This window comes from uncultured Microbulbifer sp. (genome assembly GCF_947504145.1).
Lineage (GTDB): Bacteria > Pseudomonadota > Gammaproteobacteria > Pseudomonadales > Cellvibrionaceae > Microbulbifer.
Window position 1 is genome coordinate 380,937 of the sequence record NZ_CANNGQ010000002.1, and the last position, 24,896, is coordinate 405,832.

General features: G+C 58.9%; 26 protein-coding genes. 13 read left to right on the plus strand and 13 right to left on the minus strand.

Features of this window, described 5'->3' with window-relative positions; translation table 11 throughout:
- Positions 1–211: 211 nt before the first annotated feature.
- The 5 genes from rpsF (at position 212) to dnaB (ending at position 3,936) form a co-directional block, all read left to right on the plus strand.
- Complete coding sequence (rpsF, locus tag Q1A74_RS08195) at positions 212–661, plus strand: 30S ribosomal protein S6 (protein ID WP_299594530.1); 450 nt, start codon at positions 212–214, stop codon at positions 659–661.
- Between the two features lie 12 nt (positions 662–673).
- Positions 674–904: a 30S ribosomal protein S18 gene (gene rpsR / locus Q1A74_RS08200; RefSeq protein ID WP_066960629.1), complete on the plus strand. Its 231-nt coding sequence runs from the start codon at positions 674–676 to the stop codon at positions 902–904.
- A 70-nt stretch (positions 905–974) separates the two neighbouring features.
- On the plus strand, positions 975–1,799 hold the full coding sequence (locus Q1A74_RS08205) for a hypothetical protein (protein ID WP_299594538.1): 825 nt from the start codon (positions 975–977) through the stop codon (positions 1,797–1,799).
- 34 nt (positions 1,800–1,833) lie between these two features.
- Entirely contained in the window at positions 1,834–2,283 is a 450-nt protein-coding gene (gene rplI / locus Q1A74_RS08210) for a 50S ribosomal protein L9 (RefSeq protein WP_299594540.1), read from the plus strand.
- A gap of 207 nt (positions 2,284–2,490) precedes the next feature.
- The gene (gene dnaB, locus Q1A74_RS08215; RefSeq protein ID WP_299594542.1) at positions 2,491–3,936 is read left to right on the plus strand and encodes a replicative DNA helicase; all 1,446 of its coding nucleotides are present in this window, start codon (positions 2,491–2,493) and stop codon (positions 3,934–3,936) included.
- Positions 3,937–3,962: 26 nt separating this feature from the next.
- Here dnaB and Q1A74_RS08220 read toward each other — a convergent pair whose 3' ends face one another.
- Entirely contained in the window at positions 3,963–4,454 is a 492-nt protein-coding gene (locus Q1A74_RS08220) for a L,D-transpeptidase family protein (RefSeq protein WP_299594544.1), read from the minus strand.
- A gap of 356 nt (positions 4,455–4,810) precedes the next feature.
- Here Q1A74_RS08220 and bioD point away from each other — a divergent pair, with 356 nt between their 5' ends.
- The 4 genes from bioD to Q1A74_RS08240 all read left to right on the plus strand — a co-directional run bounded on the left by bioD (position 4,811) and on the right by Q1A74_RS08240 (position 8,456).
- Positions 4,811–5,512 (plus strand): dethiobiotin synthase, encoded by a 702-nt coding sequence (bioD, locus tag Q1A74_RS08225; protein ID WP_299594546.1) that lies wholly within the window; start codon positions 4,811–4,813, stop codon positions 5,510–5,512.
- Positions 5,513–5,686: 174 nt separating this feature from the next.
- Positions 5,687–7,462 (plus strand): acyl-CoA dehydrogenase C-terminal domain-containing protein, encoded by a 1,776-nt coding sequence (locus tag Q1A74_RS08230; protein WP_299594548.1) that lies wholly within the window; start codon positions 5,687–5,689, stop codon positions 7,460–7,462.
- A 110-nt stretch (positions 7,463–7,572) separates the two neighbouring features.
- Complete coding sequence (locus tag Q1A74_RS08235; protein WP_299594550.1) at positions 7,573–7,788, plus strand: DUF3094 family protein; 216 nt, start codon at positions 7,573–7,575, stop codon at positions 7,786–7,788.
- A complete protein-coding gene (locus Q1A74_RS08240; protein ID WP_299594552.1) occupies positions 7,788–8,456 on the plus strand; it encodes a nitroreductase family protein in 669 nt (222 codons plus the stop codon). The genes Q1A74_RS08235 and Q1A74_RS08240 overlap by 1 nt, the downstream gene beginning before the upstream one ends.
- Positions 8,457–8,478: 22 nt before the next feature.
- Here Q1A74_RS08240 and Q1A74_RS08245 read toward each other — a convergent pair whose 3' ends face one another.
- The gene (locus Q1A74_RS08245; protein WP_299594554.1) at positions 8,479–8,937 is read right to left on the minus strand and encodes an EVE domain-containing protein; all 459 of its coding nucleotides are present in this window, start codon (positions 8,935–8,937) and stop codon (positions 8,479–8,481) included.
- 134 nt (positions 8,938–9,071) lie between these two features.
- Here Q1A74_RS08245 and Q1A74_RS08250 point away from each other — a divergent pair, with 134 nt between their 5' ends.
- Together Q1A74_RS08250 and Q1A74_RS08255 are read left to right on the plus strand one after the other, a co-directional pair.
- Positions 9,072–10,160: a sensor histidine kinase gene (locus Q1A74_RS08250; RefSeq protein ID WP_299594556.1), complete on the plus strand. Its 1,089-nt coding sequence runs from the start codon at positions 9,072–9,074 to the stop codon at positions 10,158–10,160.
- A 66-nt stretch (positions 10,161–10,226) separates the two neighbouring features.
- Entirely contained in the window at positions 10,227–11,024 is a 798-nt protein-coding gene (locus Q1A74_RS08255; RefSeq protein WP_299594558.1) for a response regulator, read from the plus strand.
- A gap of 24 nt (positions 11,025–11,048) precedes the next feature.
- On the opposite strand, the gene Q1A74_RS08260 is transcribed toward Q1A74_RS08255, so the two are convergent.
- From Q1A74_RS08260 to Q1A74_RS08280, 5 genes are all read right to left on the minus strand, one after another.
- Positions 11,049–11,726, minus strand: coding sequence for a response regulator transcription factor (locus Q1A74_RS08260; protein ID WP_299594560.1), 678 nt, complete (start codon positions 11,724–11,726; stop codon positions 11,049–11,051).
- Entirely contained in the window at positions 11,711–12,496 is a 786-nt protein-coding gene (locus Q1A74_RS08265) for a 3-hydroxybutyrate dehydrogenase (protein ID WP_299594562.1), read from the minus strand. The genes Q1A74_RS08260 and Q1A74_RS08265 overlap by 16 nt, the downstream gene beginning before the upstream one ends.
- A 134-nt stretch (positions 12,497–12,630) precedes the next feature.
- Positions 12,631–13,029 carry a hypothetical protein gene (locus Q1A74_RS08270; RefSeq protein ID WP_299594564.1) on the minus strand — a complete coding sequence of 133 codons (399 nt, stop codon included), beginning with the start codon at positions 13,027–13,029 and terminating at the stop codon, positions 12,631–12,633.
- A gap of 119 nt (positions 13,030–13,148) precedes the next feature.
- Positions 13,149–13,418 (minus strand): hypothetical protein, encoded by a 270-nt coding sequence (locus Q1A74_RS08275; protein ID WP_299594566.1) that lies wholly within the window; start codon positions 13,416–13,418, stop codon positions 13,149–13,151.
- A 214-nt stretch (positions 13,419–13,632) separates the two neighbouring features.
- Positions 13,633–14,721, minus strand: a complete 1,089-nt coding sequence (locus Q1A74_RS08280) for a hypothetical protein (RefSeq protein ID WP_299594569.1) — start codon at positions 14,719–14,721, stop codon at positions 13,633–13,635.
- A 138-nt stretch (positions 14,722–14,859) separates the two neighbouring features.
- Here Q1A74_RS08280 and serB point away from each other — a divergent pair, with 138 nt between their 5' ends.
- On the plus strand, positions 14,860–15,873 hold the full coding sequence (gene serB, locus Q1A74_RS08285) for a phosphoserine phosphatase SerB (RefSeq protein WP_299594571.1): 1,014 nt from the start codon (positions 14,860–14,862) through the stop codon (positions 15,871–15,873).
- 32 nt (positions 15,874–15,905) lie between these two features.
- On the opposite strand, the gene Q1A74_RS08290 is transcribed toward serB, so the two are convergent.
- The 6 genes from Q1A74_RS08290 to Q1A74_RS08315 form a co-directional block, all read right to left on the minus strand.
- Positions 15,906–16,079, minus strand: coding sequence for a hypothetical protein (locus Q1A74_RS08290; protein ID WP_299594573.1), 174 nt, complete (start codon positions 16,077–16,079; stop codon positions 15,906–15,908).
- Positions 16,080–16,268: 189 nt separating this feature from the next.
- The gene (locus Q1A74_RS08295) at positions 16,269–19,388 is read right to left on the minus strand and encodes an efflux RND transporter permease subunit (RefSeq protein ID WP_299594575.1); all 3,120 of its coding nucleotides are present in this window, start codon (positions 19,386–19,388) and stop codon (positions 16,269–16,271) included.
- Positions 19,385–20,458 carry an efflux RND transporter periplasmic adaptor subunit gene (locus tag Q1A74_RS08300; protein ID WP_299594577.1) on the minus strand — a complete coding sequence of 358 codons (1,074 nt, stop codon included), beginning with the start codon at positions 20,456–20,458 and terminating at the stop codon, positions 19,385–19,387. The genes Q1A74_RS08295 and Q1A74_RS08300 overlap by 4 nt, the downstream gene beginning before the upstream one ends.
- 258 nt (positions 20,459–20,716) lie before the next feature.
- Positions 20,717–21,265: a DUF1629 domain-containing protein gene (locus tag Q1A74_RS08305; RefSeq protein ID WP_299594578.1), complete on the minus strand. Its 549-nt coding sequence runs from the start codon at positions 21,263–21,265 to the stop codon at positions 20,717–20,719.
- 3 nt (positions 21,266–21,268) lie between these two features.
- On the minus strand, positions 21,269–21,925 hold the full coding sequence (locus Q1A74_RS08310; protein ID WP_299594580.1) for an AHH domain-containing protein: 657 nt from the start codon (positions 21,923–21,925) through the stop codon (positions 21,269–21,271).
- A 139-nt stretch (positions 21,926–22,064) separates the two neighbouring features.
- A complete protein-coding gene (locus tag Q1A74_RS08315; protein WP_299594582.1) occupies positions 22,065–23,285 on the minus strand; it encodes an alanine--glyoxylate aminotransferase family protein in 1,221 nt (406 codons plus the stop codon).
- A gap of 367 nt (positions 23,286–23,652) precedes the next feature.
- On the opposite strand from Q1A74_RS08315, the gene Q1A74_RS08320 reads away from it, so the two are divergent.
- Positions 23,653–24,849: an acyltransferase family protein gene (locus tag Q1A74_RS08320; protein ID WP_299594584.1), complete on the plus strand. Its 1,197-nt coding sequence runs from the start codon at positions 23,653–23,655 to the stop codon at positions 24,847–24,849.
- The last annotated feature ends 47 nt before the right edge of the window (positions 24,850–24,896 follow it).

Genomic DNA, 24,896 nt, shown 5'->3' on the forward strand with positions numbered 1-24,896 from the left:
CGCGCTGCCCTGCGGCGGAACTGTCGTCGCCGGCACTGCCGCGCGCCTGCCTCCCAATCGATCAACTTGCAACCAGTTCCCCGGGCGCATAGAATGCGTCGCCCGCAATGGACCCGTCCGGGTTGCATTGCGCACTCCTTGCCTCACCGGGCAGTCACCGCACTCACGCGATGGCAAGCCAGGAGGCTGTGTTAACCCGTAAGGAGCAAAAATGCGTCATTACGAAATTGTATTCCTGGTTCACCCGGACCAGAGCGAGCAGGTGCCCGGCATGGTCGAGCGTTACTCTGCGACCATCAAAGAGAGCGGCGGTGAAGTACACCGTCTGGAAGACTGGGGCCGCCGCCGTCTGGCTTACCCGATCAACAAGATCCACAAGGCTCACTACATTCTGATGAATGTGGAAACCACTGAAGAAGCACTGGCGGAACTGACCACCAACTTCAAGTACAACGATGCCGTGATCCGCAACCTGGTGATTCGCGAAGACGAAGCCGTCAGCGAAGAAAGCCCGATCATGAAGGCCGAGAAAGAGTCCCGCGAGCGCAAAGCTGCGCGCGCAGAACGCTCTGAGCGTCGCGAGCGCGCCGATAAGGAAGAGTCTTCTTCCAAAGGCGCTGATGAAGACAAGTCTTCCGAACAAACCGAAGACGAAGAGTAAGGGGATAATCTGATGGCACGTTTTTTCCGTCGTCGTAAGTTCTGCCGTTTCACCGCCGAAGGCACCAAGCGTATCGACTATAAAGATCTCGATACCCTGAAAGCCTACGTTTCTGAAACTGGCAAAATCGTACCGAGCCGTATCACTGGCACCAAAGCCAAGTATCAGCGTCAGCTGGCCACCGCGGTCAAGCGTGCGCGTTACATTGCGCTGCTGCCGTACACGGACAGCCACGAAGCCTAAGCTGCGCTTTGCTTCGTACGTACTGTTTTAAAAGAGAAGCTATCTAGTGCGCGCTATCGCTGAATTCGCAATGCGATCGCGCCTACGCGCGGTGATTCTCACCCTGGTGGGTATCCCGCTGATCAGCCCCGCCGTGCTGGCACTGGTGGGGTTGCGCCGCGGCAGTGGTGATGGCCTGTTTGTTCTGGCCTGGGCACTTCTGCCGGTGGTTGCCGCCGCCGGTGCGGGCTATATGTCCCCGCTGATGTCCGGAATGGCAATCACCCACTTTGTGGGGGTGCTGGCCGGTGCGCTGGTACTGCGCGCTACCCGCGCCTGGAGCTGGGCGCTGGTGGTACTGACCATCGCAACCAGTTTGGGCATTGTGGTGACCTCGCAGGTTGCCGGCGGTGTACTCGACAGCCTGATGCAGGCAGTCAACGAGGCCGCCGGTGGCGCGACTACTCCGGAGGCGCAGCAGCTGAGCAAGGCATTTGCCAGCGAGGCGCAGGCCACGGGTTACCTGGCATTCGTGTCGGTGATCAGTGCGGTGCTGGCGCTGGTGCTGGGCCGTTGGTGGCAGTCGCTGCTGTACAACCCCGGCGGTTTTCAGGAAGAGATGCACGCTTTGCGTATGCCTCTGCCCGTAGCCGCAGCCGGTATGCTGTTGTGGATCTACTGCCTCGTCAGTGAGCACTTTGTGTTCTGGGGCGCGGTAGCGGCCTTCCCCATCATGGTGGCGGGCATCTGCCTGATCCACTGGCTGGTGGCCCGCAAGGGCTGGGGGCGCGGTCCGCTGATTGCCATGTATGTTTCACTGGTGATCGCTGCGTTACCGCTGGCCGGGTTTCTGTGTGGGCTGGCCCTGATCGATAGCTGGATTGATATTCGCGCACGCTCGAGCAACAAACGCTGAGCGGCGCACAAGAACTGAAACTGAGGGTTCCGAGATGGAAGTTATTCTGCTCGATAAAGTAGGCAAACTGGGCAATGTGGGCGACCGCGTTGACGTTAAATCCGGTTTCGGCCGCAACTTCCTGCTGCCTACCGGCAAAGCGGTTCTGGCCAACGAAGCGAACATCGCTGAGTTTGAAGCCAAGCGCGCTGAGCTGGAAGCCGCCGCTGCTGCCAAAGTCAGCGAAGCGGAAGGTCGCGCTGCCAAGCTGGAAGGTGTTGTTGTAACCATCGCCGCCAACGCTGGCGACGAAGGCAAGCTGTTCGGCTCCATCGGCACTCGCGACATCGCTGAAGCGATCACCGCTGCAGCGGGCATTGCCGTAGAAAAAGCCGAAGTGAAACTGCCGGAAGGTGCACTGCGCGAAGTGGGCGAGTTTGACGTAGACGTACAGCTGCACTCCGATGTGATCAGCACCGTTAAGGTCGTTGTAGAAGCCGAATAAGCTTCTGCTGCTTCCCGCACGCCAAGTTGCGGTGGCGGAAAACGGAATTGCCCGTTTGCCGGTCAGCCGCGCTACAATCAGGCGCTGGATTCTCCCTGCTGGTCTATGACCGGCAATGGAGGGTACAGCGCCTGACTTGTTTCTGAGTCCGGTATTCTGAGTCCTGAAAAGGTTTCTGCGCCTGGAAAACTGTAATAACGCCAGATCATGAACGAATACGCCCCCCACGAAGAAGAATCTCAGGAGTCCCAATCCAGCTCACCGCTGCCGCACTCGGTAGAGGCGGAGCAGTCGGTACTGGGCGGCCTGATGCTCGATGCCAGTCGCCTGGATGCGGTGGCCGAGCAGTTGAGTGCGGAAGACTTCTTCGTGGCCAACCACCGGATCATCTTCGGGGTGATGCTGGAGCTCTCCACCGGCGAGCAGCCACTGGATATCGTCACCCTCGCCGAAGGCCTCGCCACCCGCGATCTGCTCGCGGATATCGGCGGCCCGGCGTACCTCGCGGAGCTGGCCGAAAATACCCCATCTGCCGCCAACATCGTTGCCTACGCCAAGATCGTGCGCGAGCGCTCCATGTTACGCCAGTTGATTGCGGCGGCCGGCGAAATCAGCCGCACCAGTTTCAACCCCGGTGGCCTGGGCTCGGTCGACCTGCTGCAGATGGCAGAACGCAGGGTGGCGGAAATCGCCGAGGGGCGCGCCAAAGAGGGCGGCTTTGTCGGTGTCGACACACTGTTGAAGAAAACGGTCGAGCGCATCGATGAGCTGTTCAAGTCCGAGGGTGATCTCACCGGTCTGAGCACCGGCCTGACCGAGCTGGATCAGCGCACCTCCGGCTGGCAGCCGGGAGAAATGATCATTCTGGCTGCGCGTCCTTCCATGGGTAAAACCGCACTGGCACTGAACTTCGTCGAGGCGGCCATGTTGAGCCAGCACAAGCCGACGCTGGTATTCAGTATGGAGATGCCGTCGGACAGTCTGGTGATGCGGATGCTGTCGTCTATCGGCAAGATCGACCAGGGCCGGATCCGCAACGGCAAGTTGCAGGAAGAGGATTGGCCGAAGCTGTCCAGTGCGGTGCAGAAGATGAAGGGCAAGGGCCTGTACATCGATGATACCCCCGGCCTGTCACCTTCGGAGGTGCGCGCGCGGGTCAAGCGCACGGTGCGCGACCACACCAACAAGCTGATGCAGGCGGACCCGAAGCTGAGCCGGGAAGAGGCGGAGCGCCGCGCACTACCGGCGATGGTGATGGTGGATTACCTGCAGTTGATGCAGGTGAAGGGCAGCACCGAGGGGCGTACCCAGGAAATCTCGGAGATTTCCCGCTCCCTGAAGGCGCTGGCGAAAGAATATGAGTGCCCGGTGATTGCGCTGTCGCAGTTGAACCGGGGAGTGGAGCAGCGCCCCAACAAGCGGCCAATGAACTCGGACCTGCGGGAATCCGGGGCGATCGAGCAGGATGCGGATGTGATTCTGTTTATCTACCGGGATGAGTATTACAACGAGGACAGCCCGGATAAGGGCCTGGCAGAGTTGATTATCGGTAAGCAGCGTAACGGTGAGATTGGTACTTGTCGGGCGGCGTTTGTGGGTAAGTACACGCGCTTCGATGATCTGGCGCCGGAGTATTACCAGGAAGAGCATTGAGGCCCATCCCTGGGCCGGCATAAAAATTACGGAAAAATCTCAATCGGCGTACCGGTATCCACCATCGCCCAGATTTCGTCCATCTGCGGGTTGGTTACCGCGATACAGCCGTCGGTCCAGTTCATGCGGGTCAGGTAATCTTCGATACCTTTCCAGTGCGGTTTCTGGCCGTGGATCATGATGGATCCACCGGGGCTGCGGCCCAGTTTTTTCGCCCGCGCGCGGTCTTGCGCATTGGGATAAGACACCTGAATAGCGCGGTAGTAAGTGCTGTTCTTCTTTTTCCAGTTCAGGGTGTAGCGGCCTTCCGGGGTGCGCGAGTCGCCCTCGTACTGTTTGTGCCCCTTGGGGTTTTTGCCAAATACCACCTTGTAGCTTTTCACAACCTTGCCGTTGCGCTTCAGCTGCATCAGGTGCTTGGATTTGTAGACTACGACCTCGTCAACGGGATTGATCTTGGCAAAAACCAGGGTCGGCATCAGGAGCAGGGCAATCAGGCTGAGTTTTATATATCGCATGGCTCTCATCGGTAATTGTGGCTTTCCGGGGCTTAACAGTCAGCTTCCGTGCTCTCGCACTTCCACATCCCTGCCTTGGGCGGGGAGGCTGGTTTCTGTGGCGAACCGGGTTCGCGGTCAGAAAGCAATGTGGTTGCACGGTGCGACTTGGTAACGCAATAGCGTCATGACAGCGCTGTCCTTTGCTGCCGCCCCGAACCAATGTTGGGGCTATTATTAGGCAATTATCCTAACCCCAACCGTATAATGACGAAGTGGGTTGTATGATTAATGCTCTGAGTGGTCAATTTATCATCAAGTAGGCCACGTTTAAAGAGGCGTCAATAAAAAAGACCGATCAGACCGAGGAAGATTCCGTGACCCGTACGTTTTTTGTGACTGGCACCAATACCGAAGTGGGCAAGACTTATATCACCGCGGCGCTGCTACACAAGGCGCGCGAGCAGGGCCTGGAAACCGCAGCGGTAAAGCCGGTGGCCTCCGGCTGTGAACCGACGCCCGATGGCCTGCGCAATAGCGATGCCCTGACCCTGATGGACGCGATGACCCAGGCGCTGGAATACCAGCAGGTCAATCCCATCGCACTGGAGCCGGCGGTTGCGCCCCATATTGCGGCCATGGAAGCGGGCAAGCGGCTGGATATATCGCGGATGGAAGGCATCTGCCGTGGCGTGATGAGCGGCAAGGTGGATCTGGTATTGATTGAAGGCGCTGGCGGCTGGCGGGTGCCGCTGACTCCGCGCCAGTTCCTGTCGGACCTGCCGAAAGCACTGTCGTTGCCGGTGATCCTGGTGGTGAATATGGAGCTGGGGTGTATCAATCACGCCCTGCTTACCGCAGAGGCGGTGCGCCGCGATGGCCTGTCTCTGGCGGGCTGGGTGGCGAACTTCGCCCGCGGGCCGCAACAGGAGATGCTCCGTGCAGAGGAAAACCTGATGACCCTGCGCGCCCTGCTGCCGGCCCCCTGCCTCGGTGTTGTTGCCCACGATGAACAGGGCGACTACCGCAATGGCGCCGCTCACCTGGATCTTTCCCCGCTGCTATCTTCATCGGAATAAGCCTTCGCCGATAGGCTGGCGCCTGCGTCAGCCTCATTCTCTTCGAGCAACAGATATCCCGGCTTGACTTGAAGTGCGCTTGGGCCTAGATTTCAAACATCTGTTTGAAACAAACGACTGAACTAGCGCCCGACATTGGTTCAGTGAACCGAAAACAACCGGAGAGGCGAGACCATGGCCGAGTACAAGGCACCACTGCGCGAGATGAACTTCCTGCTGCACGAGGTATTCGAGGCGGACAAGCTATGGGCGCGCCTGCCGGCGCTGGCGGAGTCGGCGGATCGCGAGACCGCGGACGCGATTCTGGAAGAAATGGCCAAACTGGCCGCCAACACCCTGGATCCGATCAACCGCTCCGGTGACGAGGAAGGTTGCCACTGGAAAGATGGCGTGGTCACCACACCCAAAGGCTTCCCCGAAGCCTACGCCACCTACTGTGAAGGCGGCTGGGGGGCGCTGGTGGGCAACCCGGAGTTTGGCGGTATGGGGATGCCCAAGATGCTGGGTGCCCAGGTAGAGGAAATGCTTTGCTCCGCCAATATCTCCTTTGCCCTGTACCCGGTGCTGACCAACGGCGCCTGCCTGGCGTTGGATGCCCACGGTAGTGAAGAACTGAAACAGAAGTACCTGCCAAACATGTACTCGGGCACCTGGGCCGGTGCCATGGACCTGACCGAGCCTCACGCCGGTACCGACCTGGGCATCATCCGCACCAAGGCGGAGCCACAGGACGACGGCAGCTACCGCATTACCGGCAGCAAGATCTTTATCACCGGCGGTGACCACGACCTCTCAGAAAATATTATCCACCTGGTGCTGGCAAAACTGCCGGATGCTCCCAAAGGCCCGAAAGGTATTTCCCTGTTCCTGGTGCCGAAAATCCTGGTCAATGAAGACGGCAGCCTGGGTGAGCCCAATGCATTGGGCTGCGGCTCCATCGAGCACAAGATGGGCATCAAGGCCTCCGCTACCTGTGCGATGAACTACGATGGCGCCAAGGGCTGGCTGGTAGGCGAGCTCAACAAAGGCCTCGCGGCCATGTTCACCATGATGAATTACGAGCGCCTCGGTGTGGGTATCCAGGGCCTGGGTGCTTCTGAGCGCTCCTATCAAAGTGCCATCGAATACGCCCGCGAGCGGGTACAGAGCCGCTCGCCGGAAGGCGCGAAGCAGCCGGAAAAAGCCGCCGACCCGATCATTGTGCATCCGGATGTGCGCCGCATGCTGCTGACCCAGAAAGCCTATATCGGCGGCGCTCGCGCGCTCTCCACATATGTGGCCCGCTGGCTGGACCTGGCGAAATTCAGTGAAGGCGAAGAAAAGCAGCACGCGGAGGCCATGGTTGCCCTGCTCACGCCGGTAGCCAAGGCGTTCTTTACCGACAAGGGCCTGGAGTGCACCGTGCTCGGCCAGCAGGTTTTTGGCGGTCACGGCTATATCCGTGAGTGGGGGCAGGAGCAGCTGGTGCGCGACGTGCGTATCACGCAGATCTACGAGGGCACCAACGGCATTCAGGCACTGGACCTGATCGGTCGCAAAACCGTGGCCAATGGTGGTGCTTTCTTTGAGTTGTTTGCCGCCGATGTCCAGACCTTTATCAACGCCCATGCAGAAAATGAAGAGTTGGCGGAGTTCATTGTGCCGCTGGCCACCGAACTGCAGCGACTGAAAGACGTTACGGTGGCGGTGATCGAAGCGGCGAAAACCGATCCGAACGCACCGGGCGCGGCCTCTGTGGAGTACCTGCATCTGTTCGGCTTTGTGGCTTATGCGTTTATGTGGGCGCGGATAGCCAGCGTGGCCGCCGGTCAGAACGACGATTTCTACCGCAGCCAGATTAAGACTGCACGTTTCTATTTTGCCCGCCTGCTGCCGCAAACCCGTGCGCTTGCAGCCAGCGTACAGGCAGGCAGTGCGACGCTGATGGATCTGGAAGAAGACCTGTTCTGATCCTGATGGATCTGCCGCAGCCTAAAAAGCCCCGCATCCGCGGGGCTTTTTTCGTTGCGGGGAATCTCATAAACTCGGGCCACCACAATAAAAAAGATCCCGGGTTGCCCATGTCGAATCCAGAGTCCGAGTCCGAATTCACCGTCCCACCGAAAAAACTCTCCGATGAAGATCAGGCCAAGGTGGATCGCTACCTGAAGAGCGGCCACAACGACGTGGAGCGCAAGCCGTTTCGCCCATTTCTGTTGCTGGGCGTCATTCTCGTCGTGCTCACCCTGCTGTCGCTGCTCAGCCTGTTTATTGCCCGCACCAAAGGGGTGGTGTGATGGCGGAGGCCGGGAAGTTTCTGCCGTTTGAATTCGAACGATTGGACGATGCTGAGAAAATCGAGCGCGCACAGGCGTTTTATCAGCGGCTGAAGCAGCGCCGCTCGGTGCGGGACTTCTCCAGCGAGCCGGTACCCCGCGCAGTGATCGAAGCCTGTCTGCGTACGGCAGGGAGCGCGCCCAGTGGTGCCAATATGCAGCCCTGGCATTTTTGTGTTGTGGAATCTGCCGCGATAAAGCGCGAAATCCGCCTGGCAGCTGAAGCAGAAGAACGGGAGTTTTATCAGCGGCGCGCATCGGAAGAGTGGCTGGATGCGCTGGAACCACTGGGAACCGATGCGGAAAAACCGTTTTTGGAAACGGCTCCGTATCTGATCGTGATCTTCCTGAAGAAATTTTCCGAAGGTGCGGAGGGCGAGCAGCGCAAGAACTACTACACCGCGGAGTCCGTCGGCATCGCCACCGGACTGCTGTTGGCCGCCTTGCATACTGCGGGTGTTGCTACCCTCACCCACACTCCGAGCCCGATGAAATTTCTCAACAGTATCCTCAAGCGCCCGGCCAGTGAGCGACCATATATGATCGTAGTCGCGGGGCTGCCTGCCGAGGGTGCGGAAGTGCCTGCTATCGACAAAATGCCTCTGGAAGAGATCGCCGAGTTTTTATAGCCACCAGCTAAAAATGGAGAGGCTAGCTCCCCAGCTGCTTGAGGGTTCGCCATTCGTCGGCTGTTATTGGCTGAATCGACAGGCGCCCCTGCTTCACCAGTACCATCCCGGCAAGCGCCGGGTTCTGCTTGATCTCTTTCAGGGCGACCGGTCGTGTAAATTCACTCTGCCACTGGATGTCCACACAGAACCAGCGCGGGTTTTCCGCAGTGGCCTTGAGGTCGAAGTATTTGCTCTCCGGGTCGAATTGCGCCGGGTCTGGGTAGGCGGTGCGGACTACCCGGGCGGTGCCGACGATTGCAGGAATCTTGCAGGCGCTGTGGTAGAAGAGCACCCCGTCGCCCTTCCCTACCTGATCCCGTAAGAAGTTGCGCGCCTGATAGTTGCGAATGCCGTCCCAGCGGCCAACCTGACCGGGCTCATCTTTCAGGTCAGACAGGCTGTATTCATCCGGTTCCGACTTGAATAACCAGTAATTCATCTGCGATCTCCGCAATAGGCCGCTTTCTGCGGCAGTCCGTCCGATTGCTGCGTTTGGTGGTATTTCGTCCACGCCCGCTCTCATTTAGGCTATTTTCCCAGATTGGCGCACTTTCTGCGCATGTTTGGAGATTTATGGGTACTTCTGTTTTCAACTGGCTGTCCGAGTGGCTGGCCTCCGAGCGCAACCAGTACAGAGCGCTGCAGTGGAGCGGCTGGGCGGGTTACACCCTGCTGACGTTTATCGGCGGCTTTTTCTGGGTGGAGAACCACTTGCTCTACTCCGGCTACATTGCCGTGGCCACTGCTTCCGGTATCGCCATATCCGAGGGTATGCGCCGCGGCTTTCAGCGCCTGTGGGACAAGCCACCGGCGCAGCGGTTGCTGGGCTCCCTCGGTGTGATCATTGTGGGTGCGGTCTTGTGGGCAGCGATCAAGTTCGGTGGCTCCCTGTGGCTGTATGGCAAGGAGAGCGACGAGCACCCCATGGTGATGGCGGTCTACTGGTTCTCCTACTCCTTTCTGATCTACATGACCTGGACGGCGCTTTACTACGGTATCAAGTATTACCAGGCATCGCTGTTGCAGCAGGAGAAGGCGCTGAGAGCAGAGTCCATTGCCCACCAGTCGCAGCTGAAGATGCTGCGCTATCAGCTCAACCCGCACTTTCTGTTCAATACTCTGAATGCCATTTCGACCCTGATCCTGGATCAGGACGGTAAGACCGCGAATAGTATGGTGACGCGCCTGTCCCAGTTCCTGCGTCACTCCCTGGATAACGACCCGATGCAGAAGGTGACTCTGGCAAAAGAAGTCGAGGCGCTGATGTTGTACCTGGATATCGAGAAAGTGCGTTTCGCCGATCGACTGCTGGTAAACGTGGACCTCGATGGCGACGCGTCCGAGGCGCTGGTGCCCAGCCTGTTGCTGCAACCAATCGTCGAGAACGCAATCAAATACGGTATCTCCCAGCGGGAGTGGGGTGGTGAAGTCACCATTAAAGCGCGGGTGTTTGCCGGCGAGCTCTTGCTGGAGATCAGCGATAACGGCCCGGGTATGCCCGAGGCCGAGCTGGCGCGGCTGGGCAGCGGCAGCGGTGTCGGTATTCGAAATACCTGCGAGCGCTTACAGGCCCTGTACGGTGGGGAGCAGAAAACCCGCTTTTGCAATCGCCCGCAAGGCGGTCTCGCGGTACATTTACGGATCCCCTTTGAGCGGGAATGACAACCTGGTCTGGGCACAGGGAAACGGTCTTCATAGTTGGAGTGACGAGCGGTGAGTAGCGACAGATTGAAAGTCATAATCGTGGACGACGAACCCCTGGCCCGCCGGGGCCTACGGCTGCGCCTGGAGAACCTCGGCGGTGTCGAGGTGGTAGCCGAATGCGGCAATGGCCGCGAGGCGAAAGAGCAGATCCTGAACCTGAAACCGGATGTGGCTTTTCTGGATATTCAGATGCCCGGGGTGACAGGGCTGGAGCTGGTGCAGCTGTTGCCAAAAGAAGAAATTCCACAGATCGTGTTTGTCACCGCTTACGATCAATACGCCGTGGAGGCCTTCGAAGTGAACGCGGTGGATTATGTATTGAAACCGATCGAGGAAGACCGCCTCGGCCGCGCAGTGGAGCGGGTGCGGGAAAAGCTCGGCAGCGAAAACATTGCCGCCCAGCGCGAGCAGCTATTGGAAGCGGTGGCGGATCTCACGCAGGAATCACCGGCGGCACTGGAAGAAAAACTGGCTGCGGGTGAACTGGGCAACAGCCGTTACCCGGAAAAAATTGCGATCAAGGATTCCGGGAAAATCACCCTGGTACCGGCGCGGGAGATCGACTGGATCGATGCCGCCGGCGACTATATGTGCGTGCACGCCAACGGGGAAACCCATGTGATGCGCATCACCATGAAAGAATTGGAACAGCAACTGGATCCGAAAGTATTCCAGCGTATCCACCGCTCAACCATCGTCAATCTGAAACGCGTGCGCGAGATCTGCGCGCATATCAATGGTGAATATCATCTGGTGCTGAATAACGGCGAGCGTCTGAAAATGAGCCGCAGCTACAAGAACAAAGTGCAGCATTTTATCTGAAAGAGGTTTCGGCCCGGGTGCGGATCAGATCTGGATCAGCGCCTGGGCTTCGCGAATCAACTGTTTTCGGTCGCGCAGTTCGAGCTTGCGTAAAATGGCGGTAACGTGGCTTTTTACCGTGGGTTCGGTGATATCCAGATCGTAAGCGATCTGCTTGTTTAGCATGCCTTGGGCGATCATCTGAAAAATCTTCAGCTGCTGCGGTGTGAGCCGGCCGAGCTTTTCAGCCAGCGCGCTTTCACTTTCCGCCTGCAGCGCCTCTTCACTGAACCACTGATCCCCCGCCAGCACGCACTCGATACACTGCAGGATTTCGTCCGGCCGCGCGGTTTTTGACAGAAAACCGCTGGCGCCGAGCCCCGCAGCCTGCTGAATTACCCCGTGCCGATCACTGCCCGACACCACCACCACCGGAACCGCGGGAAAATCATTGCGAATCCGGGCAAGCCCGCTGAACCCTTCACTGCCCGGCATATTCAGATCCAGCAAGAGCAGGTCGATTTCAGCGTGGGAGAGCCGCTTGAGGGTGGACTCCAGGTCTTCGCTCTGCAGCAGGTCTGCATTGGGAAAGTGTGGGCTGAGGGTGGTCGTCAGCGCATCGCGATACAGCGGATGGTCATCGGCAATCAGCAATTGATAATTCACGGCAGCACCCTGAAGAATGAAAGAATCGGGTGCAATGGATACTACTGTGCGCTCCATCCACCGTCCACCGGTAGGGCCGCACCGGTAATGGTGCTGGCAAAATCGCCACACAGGTACAGTGCCAGTTCGCCGATGGCATCGGGGCTGGTGGCCCGTGCCATGGGCTGCTTGGCGCCGACCAGCTCCGCGCGTGCGGTATCCAGGTCCACTTGCTGTTCCCGCGCGATATTTTCTATCTGGGGTTGAATCAGTGGGGTTTCCACCCAGCCGGGGCAGATGGCATTGGCGGTGATGTTGCAGTCTGCGTTTTCCAGCGCGAGCACCTTGGTCAGTCCGACCAGGCCGTGTTTGGCCGCGCAGTAAGCCGATTTGTACTCGGAAGCCACCAGTCCGTGCACCGAGGCAATATTGATGATCCGCCCCCAGGCCGCGGCGCGCATCGCTGGCAGCAGGTCGCGGCACAGAAAAAAGCCCGCGCTGAGATTGATCGCCAGAATCTGTTGCCACTTGTCTGCGGGGAAATCGTGAGCGGCGGCAGTGTGCTGGATCCCGGCATTGTTGATAAGAATCGAGGGGTTGCCGATCGCCTCGCGGGTGTCTGCCACCAGCTGGGCACAACCGGCTTCGGTGGAAATATCCGCTGAGCTAAAGCCCTGCTTGCCGGTGTAGCCCGAAAATTCGGATTGCAGTGCGCGGGCAGTTTCCCCGTTGGCGAGCCCGTGCAGCATGACGTGGTGACCGGCGCGGGCAAAACAGTGCGCGATAGCGAGGCCGATACCACTGGTGGAGCCAGTGATCAGGACGGAATGGTTTGGATTCTGCTGCACAGCGAACTCCCGCAGATGCTTATTCTTTGGAGAAATCCTAGCGCGGCAGACTCAGCGGGTCTGTATGACCAAGGTATGAAACGAAAGAAGCCGCCCGAAGGCGGCTTCTCTACACAGGAAGGGAATCTTCCGGATTAGCGGCGACGATGGCCGCCACCGCGATGGCCACCATGGCTTGGACGGCCACCTGGACGGTGATGATGGTGGCCGCCACCTGGGCGTCCGGGGCGATGGCTAGGACGACCGGGACGATAGCCGGGGCGGTGATGATGCCCGGGACGGTTGTAGTAGTGGCGACCGTGGTACCGGTAGTAACCGCCGCGATAGTAACGGGGCGCGCCGTAGCGGTAGTAGCGCGGCGAGGAAATGTAGAAGGACGCACTGCCGGACGGGTACACATAGGGTGTTGAATAGGGGTAGCTGGAATACCCCACGCTACTGGAGCTGTAATAGCCATCGGACACACAGGCACCCAGTGTGAGGGTGCCGAATACGGTGAGAGCCAACAGGCCCTTTCTGATGATGCTCTTCATGAGAGACCTCCAAGGGGCAGGCAACGGGTAGTCACGGCGGGCAAGCACGAGAATTACCGGTTAACTGTGGTAGGTTTTGAACGGTTTTTGATCGAGTATCGATCGAGTGTTGCGAAGGTTCAGCGAGGCTGATTGACGCGACTTCGAGGCGTGTCCATGCGGTAGTCACCGCCGCGCATGTAGTAGTTGGGATGCCGCACGTTGTGGCAGCGGTTGTTCTGGTGGCAGTGGTAGTAGCGGCCCTTGACCGAGTAGTAGCCGGGCCCTTCGCTGGTGCGATTGACGGCCGTCGTCGTGTCGGTCATGTCCTCCATGCTGGTGCAACCGGTGAGCGTCAGCAGTGCCGCTGCCCCCAATGCTCCGGCGAGTCCTCCGAATGAACGGTTCATGAAAACCTCCGCGCCCGCAGGCGGGTAACTTTCTTACTTTCCTTCGAACCTTTTCTCCCGGATGTCAGCACTGGTTGAAAACACTTGTTGACAACCGGTGAAAATGGTTCGAAACCCAAGTGAAAGTTATTAAAGGGTGGCGGGGAGGCGATCACGACCCATTGCGATGAATATCAACAACTAAAAAGTTATGACAGGGCCGTGGGATAGAAGATTAAGCCGAAACCAACTGCTGTAACTGGTTATCCAGCAATTGCTGCAATTTGGGGTTCAATCCCGTCACCTCCGCGCCCCAGCTGGTGGTGTGGCACTGGATGCGGTCTTCGAGGGATTCGTCGTCCTGCAGTTGTGGGTGCAGTGCGAGCCCGCGGGACTGGCTCAGCAGTTGCTCACCACCGAAATCCAATTCTTCCGGCTTGGTGGGAAGCACCGCCAGCGCCAGCTGCAGGCCGGTGGCGCGGCTGGACTGCTGCAGCCCGCGGAGCAACAGGCCCGCACACACCGCGCGGAAGGCCGCGTCGTCACCGGCAAATCCCAACCCGACAAAGGGGCCGGCACTCGGCAGCGGCCGCGCGTCGTAGATCCGGGTCAGCAACTGCAGCCGCTGCTCCAGCTCCGCCTGCAGGCCGTCCAGGGCACTGTGGGACAGCTGGTTGCCCAGCTGGGCCCAGTTCAGCGGGCGCAGGTACAGGCCCGCAGTCACTTCCGGTGGCGGCTTTGGCTGGGCTTTGGGGACGACCAGCGGTGTGCGTTGGCGGCCCGGCTTTAGCTGGCTGGCGGCCAGAGCGCAGGCGGCGCTGAAGGGCAGGGCAAAGATCAGGCACAGCAGCAGGCTGGCCCAGGGGTAGGGTACCGAGGCCCCTGGCTGGATATTCAGGGCCACGCTGCCGGCGAGGCTGTCGTGCAGTACTACCGGTTCGGTAATCATCTCGCCGCGGTTGCGCACGCCCGCCTGTGCCAGCGGGCTGGAATCCACATCCTGAATGGTTACCCCGCGTACCGCTGGCAGTGCAAGTGTCTGCTGGGCCAGCATCTGCAGGCTGATGCGGTCACCGGCCACAATCTGATCCAGGCTCTGGCTTGCCAGCAGCTTTGCTGCCGCTTCGGCGCTAGCCCTGTCTCGGGCAACCGCTGCGGACTGTTGCTGGCCGTAGGCATGGCCAAGAGTCGCCAGGCAGAAGCCGGCGAGGGTGAGCCAGATGGTGGCCGCCAGCAGTTGGCGCTGCTGGCGGGTGCTGAGGCCGGCGAGCCGTTGGGGCAGGCTGCTGGAGAATTCGGACAGGCTGGCGAGAAAATTTTTCATCTTGTTATGTGTTCGCTGGCAGTACAGACGCTGATTTTATCCCACTTCTTCAGCGAAAAAAGGCGCCGGGCTATAATGCGCGGCCTTTTCCCGGCCCCGCGCCGGGGTCGGCCACCTCGAAACCAACAAGAGTCAGACATGGACGCAGTTATCTACTCCTCCCACTCCACCCTTTGCCAGCAGGTATTCGCTCACTCCGTGGCTGCGCAAATGCCTGATTCCCCCGCGGCGGTAACCGCGCCCTGGTGCTTGACGCTGCTCGGAGAAGCGCTGACGGAGGCTTCGCTGCAATCGGTGAACACCTTTGTGAAGGCGCAGGGCTGGTCGATAAGCGGGGTGGATATTCTCGCTGCCGGGACGGACTGCAGTGCCATCCGCTTGCAACTGGAAGGCGAGCTGGACTTTAACGAGGCGCGCCAGGCGTTACTGGTGCTGGCTGGCGAGCAGGGTATCGAGTTGACCCTGCAGGCGGGCACGACCCAACGTGCGCCCAAATTGGCCTGCTTCGATATGGACTCTACCCTGATCCAGGCGGAGGTTATCGATGAGCTGGCGAAAATTGCCGGTGTTGGCGACCAGGTGGCGGAGATCACTTTGTCCGCCATGCGCGGGGAACTGGATTTTCAGCAGAGTTTTCGCAAACGTATGGGGTTGCTGAAGGGCTTTACCGAAGCCCGTCTTGCGGAAATCGCTCCTAAGCTGCCGATCATGCCCGGCGCTCCGCGCCTGCTGCGGGCGCTGCGTGCACTGGGCTGTAAAACCGCAATCCTCTCCGGTGGTTTCACCTACTTTGCCAACTACCTGAAAGACAACCACCTTGCTGTGGATGTGATTCACGCTAACCAGCTGGAGTTTGACGACGGTGCACTGACCGGTGGGGTGATCGATCCGATTGTGGACGGCGCGCGCAAGGCGCTGCTGTTGCAGGAGATTGCAACGGAGCTTGGATTTTCACTGGATGAGGTGATTGCGGTGGGCGACGGTGCCAACGATCTGCCGATGCTGTCGCTGGGGGCGCTGGGAATTGCGTTCCACGCCAAGCCAAAGGTGCGCGCGGAGGCGCCACAGGCGATCGATGGTTTTGGGTTGGATGCGGCACTGTACCTGTTCGGCTTGAACGACCGCCAGATTGCGCAGTTGCTGGGGGAGTGACGGGGTGGCGCGGACTGATCAGCCAGGTCTGATCAGTAGCGTTTGGCCAGTCCGAGCACCGGGCTCAACTCGCTGCCCACGGAGGCAAACGGCATGGATGGTTTGCGCTCTCTATCCCCGTAGCAGGCCTGCTTGCTGCAGGCAGCCATCATGGTCAGTAATCCGATCAGTGCGGTGGCGGCGAGAAGTCGCTTGCCCATGGACATGGTGATTTCCCTATATGCGGTGTTCGGTATCTTCCGGTGAATTTCAGTGCGGTGCCAGTAATAGACGCAGTGAATCCCGAAAAAGTTGCACCCGACTTGTGAAGTGCGACAGAGATTAAGAGAAAAGCGCCGGTTGTGATAGTCCGGCGCACATTTACCCGCCATTTTCCCCGTGATTTCTCCCGCTGATCAGTCGGTTTTATGCGCCGGGTGTTGATCCTCCAGCTCCGCTACATCCCGCGCCACCTGCCCCGGCGACCCGGTGCGGCGCGCCAGCACGTCGTAAGCCACCGGTACGATGTACACGGTAAACAGGGTTGCTGCCAATACCCCAAACAACACCACGGTGCCGATCACCGCGCGGGTTTCGGAGCCGGCGCCGGACGACAGCAGCAGTGGCAGTGAGCCGGCGGCGGTGGTGATCCCGGTCATCAGGATCGGTCGCAGGCGCGTCTCCGCGGCCTGGCGCAGAGCCTGGCTGAACTCCACGCCGCGATCCCGAAGCTGGTTGGCGAACTCCACAATCAGGATGCCATTTTTGGCCGCCAGCCCCACCAGCATGATCAACCCCACCTGGCTGTAGATATTCAGGGATTGATTGGTGAGCAGCAGGCCCAACAACGCGCCGGCCATGGCCAAGGGCACCGTGAACATGATGACCAGCGGGTGGACGAAGCTTTCGAACTGGGCGGCGAGTACCAGAAACACGACAAGAGCGCCGAGCAGAATGGCGAACAGGATGGTGTTGCTGGATTCCTGGAAGCTTTTCGACTGGCCTTTGTAGTCGATCACCGGCGAGTCTTCGATATTTTCATCCACCAGCTGATTCAGGTATTGCAGCGCTTCCCCGAGCACCAGCCCGTCCGCCAGATTGGCGTCGAGGGTGATGGAGCGCACGCGGTTATAGCGCTGCAGCTGGGGGGAGTCGGCGTACTCGGAGACCTCCACCAGGCTCTGTAACGGAATCAGTTCGCCACTGGTGGTGGAGCGGACGTAGAGATTTTCCAGGCTGTCCGGGGTGCGCTGCATTTCCCGCTCGCCTTCGAGAATTACGTCGTACTCTTCGCCGTTGTTGATAAACGTGGTGGCGCGCAGTGACCCGAACATGGTCTGCAGAGTGGTTCCCACATCGCTGACCTGTACACCGAGATCCGCGGCGCGCTCGTAGTCCACGTTGATGCGCAGTTGCGGTTGGGTTTCCTTGTAATCCCAATCGACCCCGAGTAATCCCGGATTGGATTCGTCGATGGCTGCATTCAGCTGGTCGCGCCATTCGGTCAGCTGTTCATAGCTGCTGCCGCCGATAACAAACTGCACCGGTTTGCCGAGGCCGCCGCCGAAGCTCTGGCGCATCACCGGGAAGGCGCGCACTCCACTCAGGTCGCTTACCGCCGCGCGCACCTGGTTCATCAGTTCAAACGCCGAAGGGCGCTCGCCCCAGGGGGCCAGGGTGAAGATCACCATGCCGGTGTTGAAGGTGGCGGAGGTGCCGAAGGAGCGCGGCGAGCGCACCAGCAGGCGGTTTACATAACCCTTGTCCACCAGAGGCATCAGCCGTTCCTCAATGGTGTCCATATATTCCTGCATGTACTGGTAGCTGGCACCCTCGGGGCCATTCACCAGCAGGAAGAAGGAGCCGCGGTCTTCTCGCGGTGCGTATTCCGTGGGGATCAGACGGAACGACAGTGCGGCAAATGCCATTACCGCCACGAACACACAGCCCGCCACCCAGTGATGCCGCAAGATAAAGTCGAGCCCACCGCGATAGCGGCGCTGTACCCGCTCCAGCCCCTTGTCCATCACCTTGGTGACGGCGTTGTGTTCGTCATTGGGGCGGATCAGTTTTGCTGCCAGCATTGGCGACAGGGTCAGCGCGGTGATGGAGGAGAAGATCACCGCCGCCGACATGGTCAGAGCGAATTCGGAAAACAGTCGGCCGATGTCCCCTTCAAGGAACGTAATTGGCACAAACACCGCGACCAGAACGAGTGTGGTGGCAACCACCGCAAAACCCACTTCGCGCGCGCCGCGGTAGGCGGCCAGCAGCGGCGGTTCGCCGTACTCGTCCATGCGCCGGAAAATGTTTTCCAGCACCACGATGGCATCGTCCACCACCAGGCCGATGGCCAGCACCAGTGCCAGCAGGGTCAGCAGGTTGATACTGAAACCGAAGGCGTACAGCAGGATGGAGGTGGCGATCAAAGATACCGGTACCGTTACCGCCGGTACCAGGGTTGCGCGCCAGTTGCCGAGGAACAGGTAAATCACCAGAGTTACCAGAATCACTGCAATGATCAGGGTGGTGTACACCTCCTTGATTGCCTCGGACACGAACACCGAGGCGTCGTAACTCTGGCTGAGGCGCATACCGTCCGGCAGGGATTTGTTGACCTTTTCCATCTCCGCCTTGGCCGCTTCTGCCACCGCCACAATATTGCCGGTGGACTGGCGGGTGATGCCGACGCCCACCATGGGCTCGCCGTTGCCGCGGAAGGTGGAGCGGTCTTCGGCGGAGCCCAGCTCCACCCGCGCCACATCGCCGAGGCGCACCACGTGGCCGCTGTCACCCGTGGTGATGGCCAGGCGCGAGAAGTCCTCGGCACTCTGGAACTGACGCTGCAGGCGCAGGGTGAACTGGCGATCGCTGGATTCCAGATAGCCTGCCGGCAGCTCGCGGTTTTCTGCGCGCAGGGCCTGTTCGATATCCGCGCTGGTGACGTTGTGCGCGGTCATGGCGCCGCGGTCCAGCCAGATGCGCATGGCGAAGTCTTTCGCCCCGCCCACGCGCACCCGCGCCACGCCGTCGAGTACCGAGAAGCGGTCCACCAGGTAGCGGTTGGCGTAGTCGGTCAGTTCCGGCACGGTCATGCGGTCGGAGGTGAGGTTCAGCCAGATCACCACGTCGTCGCTGCTGTCTACCTTTTCAATTTCGGGGGGATCCGCTTCCACCGGCAGATTGTTCAGCACCCCGGAAACTCGGTCGCGGATATCGTTGGCGGCGCCGTCCACGTCGCGGTTGATATTGAATTCGATGGAAATGCGCGAGCGCCCGTCGGTGCTCGACGAGTTCACGGTTTTTATCCCCTCGATACCGGCAATGCGGTCTTCGATGAGGCGGGTGATGCGGGTTTCCACAATATCCGCGGAGGCACCCGGGTAATTGGTGTCGATGGACACGATGGGCGGGTCGATATCCGGGTATTCCCGCAGCGCCAGCCGGTCGAAACTGATCAGGCCAAACACCACCAGCAGCAGCGACAGTACCAGCGCAAAAACCGGGCGTTTGACCGCCGTATCACTGATGATCATTGGCTGGCCGCTCCCTCGTCTGACTGCACGGAGACCGCCTGGCCGTCGCGAATATGCAGCGTGCCGCGGGTCACTACCTGATCACCCTGGCTGAGCCCGGAGAGTACCTCTACCTTGCCGCGGTAGCGGTGGCCAATCTGGATTTCGCGGCGCTGCACCATGTGCCCGCCCTCGGTTTTCTTCACCACAAACACCGACTGATCGCCGGCCACAGGCACCAGTGCCGCCTCGGGAATGGTCAGCGCCTCGCGCGGATTGCTGATGATCTTCACCCGCAGCAGCATGCCCGGCTTGAGATCGCTGTCCGGGTTGTCCAAACGGCCGCGCACGGTAAACGCGCGGGTCTGTGGGTCCACGCGGGCCTCCACAATCATCACCTCGCCGTTGAATACCCGCTTCGGGTGGGCCTGGCTGATGGCTTCGATCTTCATGCCGCCGGCAATGGCAGACAGCTGGCGTTCCGGCACGGTGAAGTCGAGCTTCAGGCGCTCGATTTCCTGGATGGTGGTGATTTCCGTGGTGGGGGTGGCCAGGCTGCCCACGCTGATATTGCGCAGCCCCAGCTGGCCATCAAACGGCGCGCGGATAATGCGATCGTCGATGCGCGCCTGCAGCCCGTCGATCAGTGCGCGGGTCTCGGCCACCTGGGTCTGCACCGCCTCCCACTGTTCGCGGGTGGTCAGGTTCTTGCCCACAAGGCCACCCAGGCGTTTTTCGTCCCGTTCAAAGCGCTCTAACGTGGCGCGTGCGCCCGCCAGCTCTGCCAGCTCTTCGCCGTGGCTCAACTCCACCAGTACATCGCCGGCCTTTACCCGCTGCCCGCTCTCAAAATGGATCTTGCTGATATGTTCCGTTACCCCGGCGCGCAGCGACACAAACTCCCATGCCCGGGCGGTGCCCAGCGCTTCGATGGGATTGGAGATGTGTTCCAGCTCCACCGCTGCCACACGCACCGGTACCGGCCCGGCGTTGGGGGCCTGGGCGTACAGGGAAGTGGGGGGCGCGAGAAGCAAAGTGCTGATCAGGACAAGAGAGGCTCGAAGGGTTCCGAAGGCGCGGATCATTTTCATGACGATGGGGAATACCTGATAGTCGAAGGCTTTTATTGGATTTTGAATTCGGATGCTGAGTCGGATTCGGGCACGCAAAGTCTGGCACCAAGTGCAGCAACTTTCAGGCCAGAATAATGGAGCGGGTGTCAGGATTGAGGATGTTTACATAAATTTACTTCCCGCTGTGTGGGCAGCGGGGGGTAAATCGATGAGCTGTATGCCTTTTGGGGTAAAAGGGGCTTGCTCTATTGAATTTATCAGGTCTTCAGTGGGGGGTTAGGGGCGGTGCAAATCTGTTCGGAACTTAACACCGGTAACCGCATTCTCGATTATCTGCGATTTGAATGCCTCAGTACAAAAAGTGCCCACCTTTTCGTCGAAATCTGTTTTGAATAACGAAAGGTATTCCATTTTGTTTTCCAGGAATTGGAGGGACTTGAGACCCAGGTAAATCCCACCTCGACGGTTTTGTTCGCTGTGTGCGAGGTCTACTGCGTTAGTGGTGGCGAGTGTGTTGAATACAAACCATGGCTTCTTTTCGATTTTTATCGGCAAAAACTCGCCTGATGCTTCAAGTGTACCCGCCAGTAATTGGTATGCACGCTCATTCAGTACTGGGGTACCTTCCCAGCTGGCAATATCGGGAGTCGATAACTGTCTGCTTTTTCCAAGGCCATCATACAGCTCTCCCTCCATTTCAACCCATACATTGGAAAGTGGCAGTCCTTCGGGGTAATAGAGGTCTCCCATCAGGTCTTCCATATCGTCCTGATCCAGGTTGATACAGGAATAACACTCTCGCTCGAAATCCAGTCGATAAATCATTATTTATTCATCGGGTAGTTCGTGTTTGGGGAGCATCATCCAATCAGGCGTGTCTCCGCTTTGTAACATTTTTCCGATCAAATCCAGTTTTACTCTGAACATGATCTTATTTCTCTCGGTAGAGAGGACTCCCATCAAAAAACGGTAGTACCCTTCGCGATGAATTCTCCGGTGCGGGACAGCATTGGGGTGTTGAGGGATCTTGTCGCGAGGTGTTTTGGGAAGCCAGGCACCGTTATCTGGATCGTTGATACGGATTTTCGCCCGCGCTAGCCGAGCACGTAGCAGCGGAGCCTTATCAAAACGAAAGTCTCCGCCGGGAACGATATGGTGGGCCTCAATGCGGTTCGGCGCTTCTGCCGGTCTACCCTTTATACGGGGAATAGGGCAGGGCTTTCCGTTTCTTTCCAGATTTGTCGCGAGCTTGGACGAGTCGTGTGTTTCAGTACGAAACTGTTTGCTACTCCAGCCATCAGAATCCCTCCGATACTTCTGCAATCCGGCATCGACACTGGCTAAACACTGGATATAACCAAGTAGAGCCTGCTCTTCCGAAACGGAGACCTTTTCGGGTAGTTCGCCAAAGTTCTCGATTGCGCAGTCGAGCAGTGACTTTTGACGATGGTGGGAGAGGCCCTCCATATCTTCGAGCAGAGGCATAAGATGAATCCCTTTCTCATCCAAATTCCATTTCTTGCATTGAACCACGAGAGCGCTGGGGGCTCCAAGCCAGAGTTGACTTAAAGGTGAAAAATGCGAAATTCCCCAGCGGTTTGATGTTCTAGAGCCAAATGTAGCGTTAACCGGGCTCGGAATGAATCAGTGAGCTTTCGAGTTCGCCCATACCCCGGGGAATATCCACAGTAACACCGAGATCCCGCATGGTGCACCCAAATGCGTGCAGGGTACGGAACAGGTTCTGTGCACGGCACTGCTCGCCCATTTGTCCGATGCGCACAAGGGGTAGCCCGAAGGACCCGGAGATTTCCACCTGGTACTTTTCCGACATGGTCGCGCAGATGTCGCGATTGCTCACCGCCTGTGGCGCTTCGATGCCGATCACCGAGTTCAGGCGGCTTTCCTCGGGTATAAACAGTTTCAGCCCCATGGCCTGGACGCCTTTTTGCAGCGCCCGGGAGCAGCGCTCGTGTCGCTGAAAACGCGCCTGCAATCCCTCCAGGCAGATCAGCCGCAAGGCTTCGTGCAAGGCGAGTACGCCGGAAACCGGTGCGGTGTAGTGATAGGAGCCCTTGTGCCAGAAATTCTCTGCGAGCTTGGCGTCCAGACACCAGTGGGCCGGTGTCCAGGCACGGCTTTGAATGCGGTCCCAGGCATTTTCCGAGAAGGCCACCAGGGACACGCCGGGAATGGAAGACAGCCCCTTCTGCCCGCCGGTGATTACCGCATCGATCCCCCAGTCGTCCATCTGCAGAGGCATGGTGCTGAGGGTGCACACGGCGTCGACGATGGTAATGCAGGCTCTTTTTCTGGCGGCGCTGGTGAGCTGGGGCAATTGCCGGTTGAAGGTGGTGTTGGAAGTCTCGCCCTGCACAATCGTAATGCAGTCGGGCTCGAAACGGTCCATCGCCGCAACAAAGCGGTCCAGATCCACCTGGCCCTTCTCGGGACTCTGGAGAATTTCGATATTCGCCCCGAGCCGCTGACACATCTCGGCCATGCGGTGGCTGAAGTATCCGTTGCACACGCACAGTACTTTGGTATTGCGGGTCACCAGATTGGCAATGGCCATTTCCATGGCCGCAGACCCCGGCCCCGCCACACCGAGAATCCACGGTGAGCTGGTCTGGAAGACATACTGCGACATCTCCTTCACCTGGCTGATGATCCGGGACATGGTAGCCCCCAGGTGATTGATCACGTTGCGGTTGGCGTTGGCCACCAGCTCGGGAATCGGCACCGGCCCGGCACCCATCATCAGCAGGGGTTCTGCGGGCAATATTTCACTCAGCGATGCAATGGTGGGCGCGGGCAGCATTCCTGCTTTGGTGGTGTCTTCCATAGTGAACTTCAGTAAACAGTCAGGTGGATTCGAGGGGCGCTATTTTTATCACAAAAAAGCGGGGGCGCGTGTAGGGATTTGTGGCGCATCACGGCGCGGGGCTGTCGCCATGTGGCATCACCGCTGGCTGTGATGGCGATTTGACCAGACAAGGTGCTCAGAATAAGTGGCTTGCGGAGGCCGTGGCCAGGTTCGCTGGTTTCAGTTTGGTTTGTTGACGGAAAGTGGGACGGGTTTTCCCGTACAGCCAAACCACATCCGTAAAGCATCATGCCAGAATATTGCGACATGCTCGTCCACTGCACGGACAGAAACGTCTTCTGTCTGATGGTGTAGACAACACGAATAAAAAACATCGGTGCAAAGTATGGAAAACCTGGCAACCGCTTCCGCGGCTGGTATTCACTCGTTGGCAACTCCGGCCAGGCCATCGCGATCAAATACCCGCGTCATTGCATTAGATGCGCTTCGCGGACTCGCCGTGATGGGAATGATCCTGGTTGTCAGCCCCGGCTCCTGGAATTACCGCCTCCCTATGCTTAACCACGCGCCATGGCACGGATATACGCTGGCTGATCTCGTATTCCCGGCGTTTCTGTTCGCCGTAGGCGTTGCCATTGCTCTGGGTTTTCGTGGAGATCGGCCACTGGGGGCAAGTGTTGCCAGAATTCTGCGCCGAACCTTGTCCCTGATTGGGTTGGGATTGCTATTGAATCTACTGCCCGCTTTCGACTTGGCCAATTTCCGTATCTCCGGCGTCCTGCAGAGGATTGGGCTGTGCTACGGCCTTGCGGCGATATTTGTACTTATGTCGGCGCGAGCGGCAGGATGTACCCGCTACCTGGACGCAACACGCGTGACCGTGGCTGCCGTGACATTGCTTGTAGGCTGGGCGCTTGTTCTGAGTTTCACATCGGCTCCGGGATTTCCGGTGGGGGATGTGAGCCAGGCCGGAACTCTCGGCGCATGGTTTGATCGTCAGGTGATTACACCAGCGCACATGTGGCCCCATGGAACCGACGCCGCGGGCGCTGTCGTGTTTGATCCGGAAGGGATCCTCTCCACATTTCCCGCCCTAGCGAGTGTGTTGATCGGTGTGATGTGTGGCCAGTGGTTGGGCAAAACACCGTCTATGCGTCTGTTGAAACTCGGCGCTGGAATGGGGTTTGCTCTGGTACTGTCTGGTTACCTGATGAGCCCCCTTATTGTGGTCAACAAATGGATCTGGACCCCGAGTTTCGCGCTGGTGTCGAGCGGGTGGTCGCTGTTGGCTTACTGTGCTTTACACTTTGCGTTACAGCGCAGCGCCGGGCAGGCAGTATTGAAGCCCGTTTTGATTCTTGGTGGCAACGCCATATTAGCCTTTGTGTTGTGCGAGCTTCTGGGGAAAATCGCCGGTATCCCAGTCGCAGGTGAGAGCCCTCAAAACTTTGCTTTTCAAACCATGCTGTCCATGGTGAACGATCCATGGATGTCATCGTTTCTGTGCGCACTGGGAGTTCTCGGTATTATCCTGCTGGTGATATGGCCATTGCAGCGGCGGGGTATCCATATCCGGCTATAATTGCCGCTCGTATTGTAAATACGCACATAACAATAACGAATGGATCG

What these genes read in the sequence shown, in the direction of transcription:
- Q1A74_RS08280 (WP_299594569.1), bottom strand. Translation starts at nt 14,721, where the DNA reads ATGAAAAATTTTCTCGCCAGCCTGTCCGAATTCTCCAGCAGCCTGCCC.
- rpsF (WP_299594530.1), top strand. Translation starts at nt 212, where the DNA reads ATGCGTCATTACGAAATTGTATTCCTGGTTCACCCGGACCAGAGCGAG.
- Q1A74_RS08310 (WP_299594580.1), bottom strand. Translation starts at nt 21,925, where the DNA reads ATGCCTCTGCTCGAAGATATGGAGGGCCTCTCCCACCATCGTCAAAAG.
- Q1A74_RS08300 (WP_299594577.1), bottom strand. Translation starts at nt 20,458, where the DNA reads ATGAAAATGATCCGCGCCTTCGGAACCCTTCGAGCCTCTCTTGTCCTG.
- Q1A74_RS08240 (WP_299594552.1), top strand. Translation starts at nt 7,788, where the DNA reads ATGGCGGAGGCCGGGAAGTTTCTGCCGTTTGAATTCGAACGATTGGAC.
- Q1A74_RS08290 (WP_299594573.1), bottom strand. Translation starts at nt 16,079, where the DNA reads ATGTCCATGGGCAAGCGACTTCTCGCCGCCACCGCACTGATCGGATTA.
- Q1A74_RS08315 (WP_299594582.1), bottom strand. Translation starts at nt 23,285, where the DNA reads ATGGAAGACACCACCAAAGCAGGAATGCTGCCCGCGCCCACCATTGCA.
- Q1A74_RS08205 (WP_299594538.1), top strand. Translation starts at nt 975, where the DNA reads ATGCGATCGCGCCTACGCGCGGTGATTCTCACCCTGGTGGGTATCCCG.
- rpsR (WP_066960629.1), top strand. Translation starts at nt 674, where the DNA reads ATGGCACGTTTTTTCCGTCGTCGTAAGTTCTGCCGTTTCACCGCCGAA.
- dnaB (WP_299594542.1), top strand. Translation starts at nt 2,491, where the DNA reads ATGAACGAATACGCCCCCCACGAAGAAGAATCTCAGGAGTCCCAATCC.
- serB (WP_299594571.1), top strand. Translation starts at nt 14,860, where the DNA reads ATGGACGCAGTTATCTACTCCTCCCACTCCACCCTTTGCCAGCAGGTA.
- Q1A74_RS08270 (WP_299594564.1), bottom strand. Translation starts at nt 13,029, where the DNA reads ATGAAGAGCATCATCAGAAAGGGCCTGTTGGCTCTCACCGTATTCGGC.
- Q1A74_RS08275 (WP_299594566.1), bottom strand. Translation starts at nt 13,418, where the DNA reads ATGAACCGTTCATTCGGAGGACTCGCCGGAGCATTGGGGGCAGCGGCA.
- Q1A74_RS08250 (WP_299594556.1), top strand. Translation starts at nt 9,072, where the DNA reads ATGGGTACTTCTGTTTTCAACTGGCTGTCCGAGTGGCTGGCCTCCGAG.
- Q1A74_RS08295 (WP_299594575.1), bottom strand. Translation starts at nt 19,388, where the DNA reads ATGATCATCAGTGATACGGCGGTCAAACGCCCGGTTTTTGCGCTGGTA.
- Q1A74_RS08220 (WP_299594544.1), bottom strand. Translation starts at nt 4,454, where the DNA reads ATGCGATATATAAAACTCAGCCTGATTGCCCTGCTCCTGATGCCGACC.
- Q1A74_RS08305 (WP_299594578.1), bottom strand. Translation starts at nt 21,265, where the DNA reads ATGATTTATCGACTGGATTTCGAGCGAGAGTGTTATTCCTGTATCAAC.
- Q1A74_RS08245 (WP_299594554.1), bottom strand. Translation starts at nt 8,937, where the DNA reads ATGAATTACTGGTTATTCAAGTCGGAACCGGATGAATACAGCCTGTCT.
- rplI (WP_299594540.1), top strand. Translation starts at nt 1,834, where the DNA reads ATGGAAGTTATTCTGCTCGATAAAGTAGGCAAACTGGGCAATGTGGGC.
- Q1A74_RS08230 (WP_299594548.1), top strand. Translation starts at nt 5,687, where the DNA reads ATGGCCGAGTACAAGGCACCACTGCGCGAGATGAACTTCCTGCTGCAC.
- Q1A74_RS08260 (WP_299594560.1), bottom strand. Translation starts at nt 11,726, where the DNA reads ATGGAGCGCACAGTAGTATCCATTGCACCCGATTCTTTCATTCTTCAG.
- Q1A74_RS08320 (WP_299594584.1), top strand. Translation starts at nt 23,653, where the DNA reads ATGGAAAACCTGGCAACCGCTTCCGCGGCTGGTATTCACTCGTTGGCA.
- Q1A74_RS08235 (WP_299594550.1), top strand. Translation starts at nt 7,573, where the DNA reads ATGTCGAATCCAGAGTCCGAGTCCGAATTCACCGTCCCACCGAAAAAA.